Annotated in this window: 12 protein-coding genes; 10 read left to right on the forward strand and 2 right to left on the reverse strand. The window is 68.4% G+C overall.

Annotated features, from left to right (window positions below):
* Positions 1-2: 2 nt before the first annotated feature.
* Complete coding sequence (locus E6C76_RS14640; RefSeq protein ID WP_136348977.1) at positions 3-434, forward strand: PaaI family thioesterase; 432 nt, start codon at positions 3-5, stop codon at positions 432-434.
* Positions 435-505: 71 nt separating this feature from the next.
* On the opposite strand, the gene nadA is transcribed toward E6C76_RS14640, so the two are convergent.
* Positions 506-1,606 carry a quinolinate synthase NadA gene (gene nadA, locus E6C76_RS14645; RefSeq protein WP_136348978.1) on the reverse strand — a complete coding sequence of 367 codons (1,101 nt, stop codon included), beginning with the start codon at positions 1,604-1,606 and terminating at the stop codon, positions 506-508.
* Positions 1,607-1,650: 44 nt separating this feature from the next.
* Positions 1,651-2,103, reverse strand: a complete 453-nt coding sequence (locus E6C76_RS14650) for a rhodanese-like domain-containing protein (protein WP_136348979.1) — start codon at positions 2,101-2,103, stop codon at positions 1,651-1,653.
* Between the two features lie 66 nt (positions 2,104-2,169).
* On the opposite strand from E6C76_RS14650, the gene E6C76_RS14655 reads away from it, so the two are divergent.
* The 9 genes from E6C76_RS14655 to E6C76_RS14695 all read left to right on the forward strand — a co-directional run bounded on the left by E6C76_RS14655 (position 2,170) and on the right by E6C76_RS14695 (position 12,501).
* Positions 2,170-3,333, forward strand: coding sequence for a cation diffusion facilitator family transporter (locus tag E6C76_RS14655; protein ID WP_136348980.1), 1,164 nt, complete (start codon positions 2,170-2,172; stop codon positions 3,331-3,333).
* A gap of 177 nt (positions 3,334-3,510) precedes the next feature.
* Positions 3,511-4,920, forward strand: a complete 1,410-nt coding sequence (gene glnA / locus E6C76_RS14660) for a type I glutamate--ammonia ligase (protein ID WP_136348981.1) — start codon at positions 3,511-3,513, stop codon at positions 4,918-4,920.
* 146 nt (positions 4,921-5,066) lie between these two features.
* On the forward strand, positions 5,067-5,522 hold the full coding sequence (locus tag E6C76_RS14665; RefSeq protein WP_136348982.1) for a DUF4124 domain-containing protein: 456 nt from the start codon (positions 5,067-5,069) through the stop codon (positions 5,520-5,522).
* A 53-nt stretch (positions 5,523-5,575) separates the two neighbouring features.
* Positions 5,576-6,646 carry a nitrogen regulation protein NR(II) gene (gene glnL / locus E6C76_RS14670; protein ID WP_136348983.1) on the forward strand — a complete coding sequence of 357 codons (1,071 nt, stop codon included), beginning with the start codon at positions 5,576-5,578 and terminating at the stop codon, positions 6,644-6,646.
* Between the two features lie 42 nt (positions 6,647-6,688).
* Positions 6,689-8,107, forward strand: coding sequence for a nitrogen regulation protein NR(I) (gene ntrC, locus E6C76_RS14675; RefSeq protein ID WP_136348984.1), 1,419 nt, complete (start codon positions 6,689-6,691; stop codon positions 8,105-8,107).
* 394 nt (positions 8,108-8,501) lie between these two features.
* Complete coding sequence (locus E6C76_RS14680) at positions 8,502-9,431, forward strand: TraB/GumN family protein (RefSeq protein WP_168734353.1); 930 nt, start codon at positions 8,502-8,504, stop codon at positions 9,429-9,431.
* A 74-nt stretch (positions 9,432-9,505) separates the two neighbouring features.
* Positions 9,506-10,318, forward strand: coding sequence for a biotin--[acetyl-CoA-carboxylase] ligase (locus E6C76_RS14685; protein ID WP_136348986.1), 813 nt, complete (start codon positions 9,506-9,508; stop codon positions 10,316-10,318).
* A complete protein-coding gene (locus E6C76_RS14690) occupies positions 10,315-11,067 on the forward strand; it encodes a type III pantothenate kinase (protein ID WP_136348987.1) in 753 nt (250 codons plus the stop codon). Before E6C76_RS14685 ends, E6C76_RS14690 begins: the two co-directional genes overlap by 4 nt.
* Positions 11,068-11,133: 66 nt before the next feature.
* Positions 11,134-12,501 carry a TrpB-like pyridoxal phosphate-dependent enzyme gene (locus E6C76_RS14695; protein ID WP_136348988.1) on the forward strand — a complete coding sequence of 456 codons (1,368 nt, stop codon included), beginning with the start codon at positions 11,134-11,136 and terminating at the stop codon, positions 12,499-12,501.
* Positions 12,502-12,505: the final 4 nt, after the last annotated feature.

The raw sequence follows: 12,505 nt of genomic DNA on the forward strand, positions 1-12,505 counted from the left end.
CCATGAGCGCTCTGCGCCCCGACTTCGACGCTGCTGCATTCAACGAACGCGCCGGCGAATACCTGCCCGGCTACCTGGGCATCGAAATCCTCCGCCTGGCGGAACGCACGCTGGAAAGCCGCATGCCGGTGAAGCGGCTGCACCTGGCGCCCAACGAGTTCCTGCACGCCGCCAGCGTGGTGGCGCTGGCCGACACCTCCTGCGGCTACGCCACCATCGCGCATCTGCCGGACGGCGCGCAGTCCTTCACCACCATCGAACTGAAGAGCAACCATCTGGGCACGGTGCGCGAAGGCGCGATCCGCTGCGTGGCCAGCGCCCAGCACCTGGGACGCACCACCCAGGTATGGGACGCGACAGTGAGCGACGAGGCCACCGGACGCACCATCGCACTGTTCCGCTGCACGCAGATGATCCTGTGGCCGAAGAACTGAGACGGCGCTGAACACGGAAGGGGGCGGTTTCCGCACGGGAAACCGCCCCCTTTCGTTGTGTGCCTCCGGATTCAGGACACCGCGAGCATGCGCTCCAGCGCCACCTTGGCCAGTTCGGCCTCGTGCGGCGGCACGCGGATGGCGTTGACCACGTTGCCGTCGGCCAGGTTTTCCAGCGTCCAGGCCAGGTGCTGCGGGTCGATGCGCTGCATGGTGGAGCACATGCACACGGTGGGCGCCATGAACTGGACGACCTTGCCCTGCGGTTTCAACTCCTCCGCCAGGCGGTTGACCAGATTCAGCTCGGTGCCCACCAGCCAATGCGTGTTGGGCGGCGCGGCGGTGATGGTCTTGAGGATGTACTCGGTGGAGCCGACGTAGTCGGAATGGATGCACACGTCCAGGTTGCTCTCCGGGTGGGAGATCACGAAGCCGTCCGGGTGCTGCATGCGCCAGCGGCGGATGTGGCTTTCCTGGAACATCTGGTGCACCGAGCAGTGGCCCTTCCACAGCAGGATCTTGGCCTTGGCGATCTGCTCCGGGGTGAGGCCGCCGTATTCCAGGTCCGGGTCCCACACCACCATCTCGTCGAGCGGGATGCCCTTCTTGTAGCCGGTCCACCGGCCCAGGTGCTGGTCAGGGAAGAACAGCACCTTGTCGCGCTGGGTGAAGGCCCAGTCGAGAATGGTCGGCGCGTTGGTGGAGGTACAGACGATGCCGCCGTGCTCGCCGCAGAAGGCCTTCAGGTCGGCGGCGGAGTTGATGTAGGTGACCGGGGTGATGATCTCGTCCGGCCTGCCGAGCACCTCGGTGAGTTCGCGCCAGCAGCGCTCCACCTTGGCGAGGTTGGCCATGTCGGCCATCGAACAGCCCGCCGCCAGGTCGGGCAGGATGGCGGTCTGTTCGGGCTTGGACATGATGTCCGCCACTTCGGCCATGAAATGCACGCCGCAGAACACGATGAACTCGGCATCGGTCTGCGAGGCCAGGCGGGCGAGCTTGAGCGAATCGCCGGTGAGGTCGGCGTGCTGGTAGACGTCCGCGCGCTGGTAATGGTGGCACAGCAGCACGGCCTTGTTGCCCAGGCGCGCGCGCGCGGCGCGGATGCGTTCCTGCGCCTCGTCGTCGCGCAGGGTGTTGAAGCGGTCGAAGGCGATGGTCGCGACTTGCATGGTTCTCTGGCTCGGTTGGCTCGGTTTGGAGTGGGCGCGGGTCTTCAGCCCTGCTGCCAGGGCAGGCCCGCGTGCCGCCAGCCGCCGACGCGGTTGCGCTGGCCGTTGGCGTCCTTGTCGCCCTCGAAGCCTTCGAGGACGTTGTAGCAGTTGGCATAGCCGGCCTGCACCGCGGCGCTCGCGGCGGCCTTGGAGCGCACACCGGAGCGGCACAGGAACAGCACCAGCGCTTCCGCATCGACCTGCTGGCGCAGCTGCGCGATGAAATTGGGGTTGGGCTGCATGCCGGGCCAGGTCTGCCACTCGATTTCCACGGCACCCGGCACGCGGCCCACCCAGTCCCATTCGGCGCGCGTGCGCACGTCGACCAGCCGGGCACCGGGTGCGAGCCGCCACACTTCCGCGGCTTCGCGCGGGGTCAGGGCGCCCTGGTAGGGCAGGTTCAGGTCGCGCGCGCGCTGGGCGGCAAGCTGCAGCAGGTCGGATAGGCTGGTCATGGTCGCTGTCCGGCTAGAATCGGGCTTTCAAACCCCGAAGTATACCCGCGGGCCGCGTCTCCATACATGGCAACCCTTTCCCCTCCCCCGCCCTCCGCCACGCCGGCACGCGCCGACGCCATCCAGCGCGTCACCCTGGTGGCCATCGTCACCAACGCCTCGCTGGCCGTCGGCCAGGTGCTGATCGGGCTGGCGGCCAACGCCTTCAGTCTGGTGGCCGATGCCGCGCACACCTTGTCGGATCTGTTCACCGACGTCATGGTGCTGTTCGCCGCGCGGCGCGGCGCCGAACCGGCGGATCAGGCACACCCCTACGGCCACGGACGCATCGAAACCGCCACCTCGCTCGCGCTCGGGCTGGTGCTGGTCTGCGTGGGCCTGGGCTTCCTGTGGAGTTCCGGCATCCGCCTGCAGGACATCGACGCGCTGCCGGAAGTGCACGGCGTGGCGCTCGGCATGGCGCTGTTCACCCTGCTGGCCAAGGAACTGCTGTTCCGCTACACCCTGCGCGCCGCGCGCCGCCTGCGCGCACCCATGCTCGAAGCCAGTGCCTGGCATGCGCGCTCGGACGCCGCTTCCTCTCTGGTGGTGGCGCTCGGCATCGCCGGCAGTCTGGCCGGCTATCCTTTCCTGGAACCGCTGGCCGCCGCGCTGGTGGGCTTCCTGATCGTACACATGGGCGTGCGCCTGGCCTGGCGGGCGCTGCGCGAGCTGGTGGATACCGGGCTGCCGGAAGAGGAACTCACCCGCCTGCGCGCGACCATCCTCGCCACGCCCGGGGTGACCGGCCTGCACGATCTGCGCACCCGGCGCATGGCGGACAAGGTGCTGTGCGACGCGCACGTGATGGTCGATCCGCGCATCACCGTGTCGGAAGGCCATCGCATCTCCGACGAGGTGTATGCGCGGGTGCGCGCCGCGCACCCGGACGTGCAGGAGGTGCTGGTGCACATCGACACCGAGGAGGACGGCACGCTGCAGGGCGTGCCGCCCGGCCGGCTGCCCGCGCGTGCCGAGGTGCTCGCCCAGGTGCGCGACCTGCTGGGCCCCGACGCCCCGGCGCTGCTGCGCGTGCAGATCCATTGTCTGGGCGAGCGCCTGGAGGTCGAAGTGCTGCTTGCCACGCCCCCCGGCCTGGGCGCGGATGCACTCAAAAGGCGCGTGGACGAACTGCTCCAGCGGACGCCCGCCTACCGTTCCCTGACGTTTTTCGTGCATTCCGCACCATAAGCGGGCATACGGTTTCAAGCGCGCACACAAATGGTGCATCAAGCCCGCCCGCCCGCGAAAAATCCCTTATGGCACAATGCCACACGGCCCCGGAAATGCATGGCACGGTTGCTGCTTCGTAGCGCCGCAACGGAGTGACCGTTACCCGAATTTCGCCTCATCTCACCAGGAGTGAATATGAACGCTCAAGAAGTCATGAAGCTGATCAAGGAAAACGAAGTGCGTTTCATCGACCTTCGTTTCACCGACACCCGCGGCAAGGAACAGCACGTCGGCCTGCCGGTCTCGGCGTTCGAAGAAGAGCACTTCGAGCACGGCCATCCGTTCGACGGTTCGTCCATCGCCGGCTGGAAGGGCATCCAGGCCTCCGACATGATCCTCATGCCGGACGCCGCCTCCGCCTACATCGACCCGTTCTACGACGAAACCACCCTGGTGCTGACGTGTGACGTGATCGAGCCGTCCGACGGCAAGGGCTACGACCGCGACCCGCGCTCCATCGCCAAGCGCGCCGAGGCCTACCTGAAGAGCACCGGCATCGGCGACACCGCCTTCTTCGGCCCGGAACCCGAATTCTTCATCTTCGACGCCGTCGAATGGTCCATCGACATGTCCGGCGTGTACAGCAAGGTGATCTCCGAGGAGGCCGCCTGGTCGACCGCCGACAAGTTCGAAGGCGGCAACATGGGCCACCGTCCGAAGGTCAAGGGCGGCTACTTCCCGGTTCCCCCGGTCGACAGCCTCAACGACATCCGCGCCGCCATGTGTCTGGCGCTGGAAGGCGTGGGCATCCCGGTGGAAGTGCACCACCACGAAGTGGCCAACGCCGGCCAGTGCGAGATCGGCACCAAGTTCAGCACGCTGACCAAGCGCGCCGACTGGACCCAGACGCTGAAGTACATCGTGCACAACGTCGCGCACCAGTACGGCAAGACCGCCACCTTCATGCCCAAGCCCATCGTCGGCGACAACGGCTCCGGCATGCACGTGCACCAGTCGATCTGGAAGGACGGCCAGAACCTGTTCGCCGGCAACGGCTACGCCGGCCTGTCCGAGACCGCGCTGTACTACATCGGCGGCATCATCAAGCACGCCAAGGCGCTCAACGCCATCACCAACCCGTCGACCAACTCGTACAAGCGTCTGGTGCCGCACTACGAAGCGCCGATCAAGCTGGCCTACTCCGCGCGCAACCGTTCGGCTTCCATCCGCATCCCCTACGTCGCCAACCCGAAGGGCCGCCGCATCGAGTCGCGCTTCCCGGATCCGGCCGCCAACCCCTACCTGTGCTTCGCCGCGCTGCTGATGGCGGGCCTGGACGGCATCCAGAACAAGATCCACCCGGGCGACCCGGCCGACAAGAACCTGTACGACCTGCCGCCCGAAGAAGACGCGAAGATCCCGACCGTCTGCTTCAGCCTGGATCAGGCCCTGGCCGAACTGGACAAGGACCGCGAGTTCCTGACCCGCGGCGGCGTGTTCTCCAACGACTTCATCGATGCCTTCATCGAACTGAAGACCGAGGAAGTGAACCGCCTGCGCGTGACCACCCACCCGGTGGAGTTCGATCTGTACTACAGCCTGTAATCCGGCATCCCGCCGGTTTCATGACGTTCGAAAGGGACGGGCATTGCCCGTCCCTTTTTTATGGAGTCTAATTCCTGCCAGACCGTGCGGTGAATCGATCGCGCGGATCACCGCCGCAACGTCCAGACTCCATACGGACCCATCCGATGCCTTTCCGACTCTTGCCCCTGCTGTTCGCCGTGCTGGCCGGCAGCGCGCATGCCCAGGTCTATAAGTGCGTGGACGCCACAGGGCGCGTCACCTACACCAACGACCGGGGCGCCTCGAGCGGCTGTACCGTGCTTTCGCAGGACCTGCCGATTTCCTCGGTACCCGCGCCCGCCGCCAGCGAACCCGCGGCGAACGATTTCCCGCGCGTCAGCCCCGGCTCGCAGCGCGAGCGCGACGACCGCCGCCGCGCCATCCTGGAAGAAGAGCTGGCCCAGGAGCAGCGCGCCCTGGAGGAAAGCCAGAGTGCGCTGGCCGAGCAGGAGGCCGTACGCCACGGCAACGAGCGCAACTACCAGCGCGTGCTGGACCGCCTGCAGCCCTACAAGGACAAGGTGGAACTGCACCAGCGCAACGTCGACGCCATCCAGCGCGAGTTGCGCGGCCTCAGATAAATGCTCCTGGCGCGTGTCTTGCTAGGAACTTCCGGCCAACCAAGACAGCGCCCATGAGCCGACATACCGCCCCCCTGGAAATGGCCAGCCCGTTCGCCGGGCTGGACTTGCTCTCTTCCGCCGTCGTACTGGTCGACGGCGAGCTGATCATCCGCTACCTCAACCCCGGCGCGGAGAACCTGTTCGCCATCAGCCAGCGCAAGCTGGTCGGCCAGCCACTCTCCCGCCTGCTCGGCGAACCGCCCGGCCTGTCGGCGGCGCTGTACAACGCCCTGCACAGCAGCTGGAGCTATACCGGGCAGGATCTGCGCATCCAGCGCCCCGGCGGCGAGGCCCTGCACCTGGACTGCACGGTCAGCCCGGTGGAAGCCGATGCAATCCGCCTGCTGCTGGAATTCCGCCCCATCGACGCCCAGCTGCGTGTGGCGCGCGAAGAGCAGCTGCTCCAGCAGCAGCAGGCCAACCGCGAACTGATCCGCAACCTGGCGCACGAGATCAAGAATCCGCTGGGCGGCATCCGCGGCTCGGCGCAGCTGCTCGAACGCGAACTGGCGGACCCGCAGCTGCGCGAATACACCGAGGTGATCATCGCCGAGGCCGACCGCCTGCAGGACCTGATGAACCGCCTGCTCACCTCGCACTCGATGATGCGTCCGGCCCAGCTCAACATCCACGACGTGCTCGAACGCGTGCGCCGGCTGATCCTCGCCGAGTTTCCCGAACTCAGCGTGCGGCGCGACTACGACACCAGCCTGCCGCAGCTCACCGCCGACCGCGAACAACTCATCCAGGCCATCCTCAACATCGTGCGCAACGCCGCCCAGGCGCTCGACGGGCACGGCGAGATCCGCCTGCGCACGCGGGTGGCCCGCCAGGTCACGCTGGCCAAGCGCCGCTTCAAGCTGGCATTGGAATTGCAAGTGATCGACAACGGCCCCGGCATCCCGGAAGAAATCTGCGACAAGATCTTCTATCCGCTGGTTTCGGGGCGGGAAGGTGGAAGCGGCCTGGGCCTTTCGCTGGCGCAGAGCTTCATCGAGCAGCACCAGGGGATGATCGAGGTGGAAAGCCGGCCCGGGCGCACCTGCTTCACCATCCTGTTGCCAATCACCGAGCGATCCTGACGGTCCTGCCGGAAGCGCTCGCACCACAATAGTGCATGCCTTATGAATACAGTCTGGATCGTTGACGACGACCGTTCCATCCGCTGGGTGCTGGAAAAGGCGCTCGGCCGGGAGGACATCCCCCAGCGCAGCTTCACCTCGGCCAGCGAGGCGCTGGCCGCCCTGGACGACGAGCCTCCCCCCAAGGTGCTGGTTTCCGACATCCGCATGCCGGGCGAATCGGGGCTGGACCTGCTGCAGAAGGTCAAGACGCGCTACCCGCAGCTGCCGGTGATCATCATGACCGCCTACTCCGACCTGGAGAGTGCGGTGGCCGCCTTCCAGGGCGGCGCGTTCGAATACCTGCCCAAGCCCTTCGACGTGGATCAGGCCGTCGCACTGGTTCGGCGAGCGATCGACCAGAGCGCGCACCAAGTTGGTGCAAACGTGGAGCCCACCTTCGCGCCGGAAATCCTCGGCCAGGCGCCCTCCATGCAGGAAGTCTTCCGCGCCATCGGCCGGCTCTCCCAGTCCCATGCCACCGTGCTGATCAACGGCGAATCGGGCACCGGCAAGGAACTCGTCGCGCGTGCGCTGCACCGCCACAGCCCGCGCCGCGAGGCCCCGTTCATCGCCATCAACACCGCGGCCATCCCGCGCGACCTGCTGGAATCCGAACTGTTCGGCCACGAGCGCGGCTCCTTCACCGGCGCCGCCACGCAGCGCCGCGGGCGCTTCGAACAGGCCGAGGGCGGCACCCTGTTCCTCGACGAAATCGGCGACATGCCCCCCGAACTGCAGACCCGCCTGCTGCGCGTGCTGTCCGACGGGCACTTCTACCGCGTCGGCGGCCACCAGCCGATCAAGGCCAACGTGCGGGTCATCGCCGCCACCCACCAGAACCTGGAAGACCGGGTGCGCCAGGGCCTGTTCCGCGAGGATCTGTTCCACCGCCTCAACGTCATCCGCCTGCGCCTGCCGGCGCTGCGCGAACGCCGCGAGGACATCCCCATCCTGGTGCGCCACTTCCTGCAGAAAAGCGCACAGGACCTCGGCGTGGAGCCCAAGCGCATCTCCGAAGTGGCCCTCAAGTACCTGCAGGCCCTGCCCTTCCAGGGCAACGTGCGCCAGCTGGAAAACCTGTGCCACTGGCTCACCGTGATGGCGCCCGGGCAGACCGTGGAAGTCGCCGACCTGCCGCCCGAGATGCGCGACCAGCCGCAGCAGGAAATCCCGGTGAACTGGACCGACGGTCTGGGCATCGAGGCCGACCGGCTGATCGCCACCCACCCCGGCGAAGTGTTCGACCGTCTCACCCGCGAATTCGAACGCACGCTGATCCGCCGCGCGCTCACCGCCACCGGCGGACGGCGCATCGACGCTGCACAACTGCTGGGCATCGGGCGCAACACCATCACCCGCAAGATCCAGGAACTGGGCATGGACGACGAGCGCGGCGGCGGGCACGAAAGCATGGACTAAGAGTCTGTTCCCGATCTTTTCATGGGGTCCGTTGCCCCGGCAGGCAGGCTGAGGCAAGGCGCAAACCGCAGGCGGGCTGGTGGCCCGGCGAGGATTTGCAACGCCGCAGCAGCCTGTCTGCCGGGGCAACCGGCAGGGCAGCCGCCCAAAGCGCCCCGCTCTGCGTTGCACGGCTTGCCAAGACACCCGGTATTGGCTGCGCCGCGCGCCTTGAGCGGAACACTTTGGGCGGCTGCGGACCCCATGAAAAGATCGGGAACAGGCTCTCAGGCAACCCGCGCGGGGGCGCATGGCCACCCCCGCAGGACATGCGCATCGCCCTCCTCCGGTCTTCCGCAAGAATCTGCCAGAATGCAGGCCGCCGACCCCGGCTCTTGAAGGAACGACCGACACCATGCCCCGCCACGATCCGATCCGGCGCCTCCTGCGCCGCCTGCTCCCCCTCGCCACGGCGCTGCTCGCCGGCCTTGCCGCGCCCCACGCATTTGCCCAGCCGGTCTGGCATGCCGAGCGCGACGGCATCGAGCTGACCCTGGTCGGCACCTTCCACGTGCTCCACCCCGGCTACGCGGGCCTGCCCGCGCCGCTGCCCGAACGCCTGGGCCGGGCCGATGCCGTGCTGCTCGAACTGGGGCCGGAGGAAGAAGCCCGCCTCGCCGCCGACCCCACGATCTTCCTGGCGCGCGACGGGGAGAGCGCGGCCGACAAGCTGTCCGCCGACACCCTCCGGCGGGTACACGCACTGCTCGTCCCCTTCGGCATGCCCGCCGAGGCGGTATCGGCCATGAGTCCGATGATGCTGGTCGGCATGCTCGGCATCCTGCCCTTCGCCGAAGCCGGCTTCACCATCGGTGACAGTGTGGAAAAGCGCCTGAGCGACGCGGTGGCGCCGCGCGGCGCGACGGTGGCCGGCCTGGAAAGCGTGGAAATCCAGCTCGCCGCCATCGAACGCTTCACCCCGGCCGAATTCGATGCGTTGATCTCCGCCACCCTGGACGACCTCGCCAGCGGCCAGGCCCGCGACGACGTCGCGCAGATGTGGGACGCCTACCAGCGCGCCGACCTCGACCACATCGCCCGCATCACGGAGCGCTCCGTCCAGCGCACCACCGAACTGCAGAGCGCGTTCCGCAAGCTCGCCACCGAGCGCAACACCCCGATCCTCGACCGGCTGGAGGCCTGGCTCGCCGAGCACCGGCCCGCCCATGCGGTGGTCGGCATCGGCGCCCTGCACTGGACCGGCGAGGACAACCTGATCGACGGACTGCGCGCACGCGGCTTCCGGGTCGAACCCCTGCGGCTCCAGACCACGCCGCCCCGGTGAAGCGGATCGCGGCAGCCTGCCCGCGCGCGCCAGCAATCGCAGATAATGCCGGCTTTTCGTCCACACGCCCTGCGATGACCGGCTCCATCCCCTGTCCAGCGCTCGACCTCGAACGCGTGCTCGCCCTGCTTGGCCACCGCGCCGCGCGCTTCGCGCCGCGCACGGTCGAAGAATGCACATCGACCAACACCGAACTGGTCGAACGCCCGCCCATCGAAGACGGCCGCATCCACGTGCTGATCGCCGAACGGCAGACCGCCGGACGTGGCCGGCGCGGACGCAACTGGCATTCCTGGCCGGGCGCCGGGCTCACCTTCTCCACGCTGTGGCGCTTCGCCCCCGGCAGCGCGGTGCCCGCCGGCCTGTCGCTGGCCGCCGGCCTGGCGCTCGCGCGCGCATTGGAAAAGCTCGACGTCGCCGGCATCCAGCTCAAGTGGCCCAACGACGTGCTGGTGCACGGGCAGAAGCTCGCCGGCATCCTCGTCGAACTGCTGCCCATGCGCGGCCGCCCGCCCGCGGCGGTGATCGGCATCGGCATCAACCTGCGCCTGCCGGCGCACGCCACGGTGCCCGACCAGCCCGGCGGCATCACCGATCTCGCCGGCCAGCTCGCCAGCCCGCCCTCGCGCGAGGAACTGCTCGCCCGCGTGCTTGCCGAACTGCACGACCTCTTCGAGGTGTACGCCAGCGCGGGCTTCCCCGCCCTGCGCGCGGCCTGGCAGCAGCGCAACGCGTTCGCCGACCTGCCGGTGCGCATCAGCGGCGAAGGTGTGGAAACGCGCGGCACCTGCATCGGCGTGGATGACGACGGCGCCCTGCTGGTCCGCGGCGAGGACGGCGTGCAGCGCATCCTCTCCGGCGAGGTTTCCCTGAGGGTGGACCCATGATCCTGCTGCTCGACGCCGGCAACACCCGCATCAAGTGGCGGCTGGTGGCCGCCGCCGCGCCCGCCGACACCACGCTCGCCGAGGGCGATCTCGAACACGCCGGGGCCGGCGGCCTCGCCGGCGTGGTGCGCGCCCATCCCGGCATCGTGCGCATCGTCGGCAGCAACGTGGCCGGCGCCGCGCTCGGCGAAGTGCTGCAGAATGCCGTGCGCGGCCTCCTGCCGCCCATCGAATGGCTGCTGCCCGGCGAATCCTGCGCTGGCGTGCGCAACGGCTACCTCGACCCCGCCCAGCTCGGCGCCGATCGCTGGGCCGCGCTGATCGGCGCGCGCCGGCTGCACACCGGCCCCTGCCTGGTGGTATGCGCCGGCACCGCCACCACGCTCAACCTGATGAACGCCGACGGCCTGTTCGAAGGCGGGCTGATCCTGCCCGGCATGGATCTGATGCTGCGCGCGCTGGCCGGCAACACCGCGCAGCTGCCGCTCGCCGAGGCGGCCTTCACCCCGGTGCCGCGCACCACCGCCGAGGCCATCGTCAGCGGCTGCCTGCACGCCCAGGCCGGCGCGGTGGAGCGCATGTTCGAACGCATCGCCGGCCAGCCGGACGCGCTCTGCCTGCTCTCCGGCGGCGGCGCCGGCCAGTTCGCCGATCTGCTGCGCGTCCCCCTGCGCCGGGTGGACAATCTGGTGCTCGACGGCCTCGCCATCTTCGCGCACAACGGCCCGCAGGCCACGTCGATGGGCTAATATCCATCCCGATTCTCCTGCGGCCCCGGACCACGCGCGGCCCGCGCAAGCATCCCGAGACAAACCATGACCGAACCCACGCGCATCCTGCTCGACGAAAACGAGATCCCCACCCACTGGTACAACGTGGTGGCCGACCTGCCCACCCCGCCGGCCCCGCCGCTGGGCCCCGACGGCAACCCGGCCACGCCCGAGCAGATGGGCGCGATCTTCCCCGGCGCCATCCTCGAACAGGAGATGAGCGCCGAACGCTGGATCGCCATCCCCGACGAAGTCCGCCAGATCTACCGCCTGTGGCGCCCCGCGCCGCTGATCCGTGCGGTGCGTCTGGAACGGATGCTGGGCACCCCGGCGAAGATCTTCTACAAGAACGAAGGCGTCTCGCCCGCCGGCTCGCACAAGCCCAACTCCGCCGTGCCGCAGGCCTTCTACAACCGGCAGGCCGGCATCCAGCGCCTGACCACCGAGACCGGCGCCGGCCAGTGGGGCTCGTCGATCGCCTTCGCCGGGCAGATGTTCGGCCTGGAAGTACGCGTGTACATGGTCAGGATCAGTTACCAGCAGAAACCCTACCGCCGGCTGATGATGCAGACCTGGGGCGCCGAGGTGTACGCCAGCCCCTCCGAACTCACCCAGACCGGCCGCGACGCGCTGGCGCGCGACCCGGACAACCAGGGCTCGCTGGGTCTGGCCATCTCCGAAGCGGTGGAAGAAGCCGCCGGGCGCGCCGACACCAACTACACCCTGGGCTCGGTGCTCAACCACGTGCTGCTGCACCAGAGCATCATCGGCCTGGAAGCCAAGAAGCAGTTCGACAAGATCGGCCTGTACCCGGACGTGATCTTCGGCCCCTGCGGCGGCGGCTCCAGCTTCGGCGGCATCGCCTTCCCCTTCCTGGCCGACAAGGCGGCCGGCGACAAGCGCGCGCAGAACCTGCGCTGCGTGGCGGTGGAGCCGACCTCCTGCCCCACGCTCACCAAGGGCCAGTACGCTTACGACTTCGGCGACGCCTCCGGCTTCACCCCGCTGATGAAGATGTACACCCTGGGCCACGACTTCATGCCGCCAGGCATCCACGCCGGCGGCCTGCGCTACCACGGCGATTCTCCGCTGGTCTCGCAGCTCTTCCACGAAGGCCTGATCGAAGCGGTGGCAGTGCCGCAGCTCGCCACCTTCGAGGCCGGCGTGCAGTTCGCCCGCGCCGAGGGCATCATCCCGGCGCCGGAATCCTGCCACGCCATCCGCGCGGCCATCGACGAAGCGCTGCAGTGCAAGGCCAGCGGCGAACCCAGGACCATCCTGTTCAACCTCACCGGCCACGGGCATTTCGACATGAGTTCCTACGACCGCTACTTCAGCGGCCAGCTGGAAAACTACGACTACCCCGCCGAGGCGGTGGCGGCCTCGCTCGCCCACCTGCCCAAGGTCGGCTGAACGG

The organism is Pseudothauera nasutitermitis (assembly GCF_004801295.1).
GTDB classification, from domain to species: Bacteria; Pseudomonadota; Gammaproteobacteria; order Burkholderiales; family Rhodocyclaceae; genus Pseudothauera; species Pseudothauera nasutitermitis.

Coding starts and splice junctions, on each gene's coding strand:
- E6C76_RS14640 (WP_136348977.1), top strand. CDS start 3: ATGAGCGCTCTGCGCCCCGACTTCGACGCTGCTGCATTCAACGAACGC.
- nadA (WP_136348978.1), bottom strand. CDS start 1,606: ATGCAAGTCGCGACCATCGCCTTCGACCGCTTCAACACCCTGCGCGAC.
- E6C76_RS14650 (WP_136348979.1), bottom strand. CDS start 2,103: ATGACCAGCCTATCCGACCTGCTGCAGCTTGCCGCCCAGCGCGCGCGC.
- E6C76_RS14655 (WP_136348980.1), top strand. CDS start 2,170: ATGGCAACCCTTTCCCCTCCCCCGCCCTCCGCCACGCCGGCACGCGCC.
- glnA (WP_136348981.1), top strand. CDS start 3,511: ATGAACGCTCAAGAAGTCATGAAGCTGATCAAGGAAAACGAAGTGCGT.
- E6C76_RS14665 (WP_136348982.1), top strand. CDS start 5,067: ATGCCTTTCCGACTCTTGCCCCTGCTGTTCGCCGTGCTGGCCGGCAGC.
- glnL (WP_136348983.1), top strand. CDS start 5,576: ATGAGCCGACATACCGCCCCCCTGGAAATGGCCAGCCCGTTCGCCGGG.
- ntrC (WP_136348984.1), top strand. CDS start 6,689: ATGAATACAGTCTGGATCGTTGACGACGACCGTTCCATCCGCTGGGTG.
- E6C76_RS14680 (WP_168734353.1), top strand. CDS start 8,502: ATGCCCCGCCACGATCCGATCCGGCGCCTCCTGCGCCGCCTGCTCCCC.
- E6C76_RS14685 (WP_136348986.1), top strand. CDS start 9,506: ATGACCGGCTCCATCCCCTGTCCAGCGCTCGACCTCGAACGCGTGCTC.
- E6C76_RS14690 (WP_136348987.1), top strand. CDS start 10,315: ATGATCCTGCTGCTCGACGCCGGCAACACCCGCATCAAGTGGCGGCTG.
- E6C76_RS14695 (WP_136348988.1), top strand. CDS start 11,134: ATGACCGAACCCACGCGCATCCTGCTCGACGAAAACGAGATCCCCACC.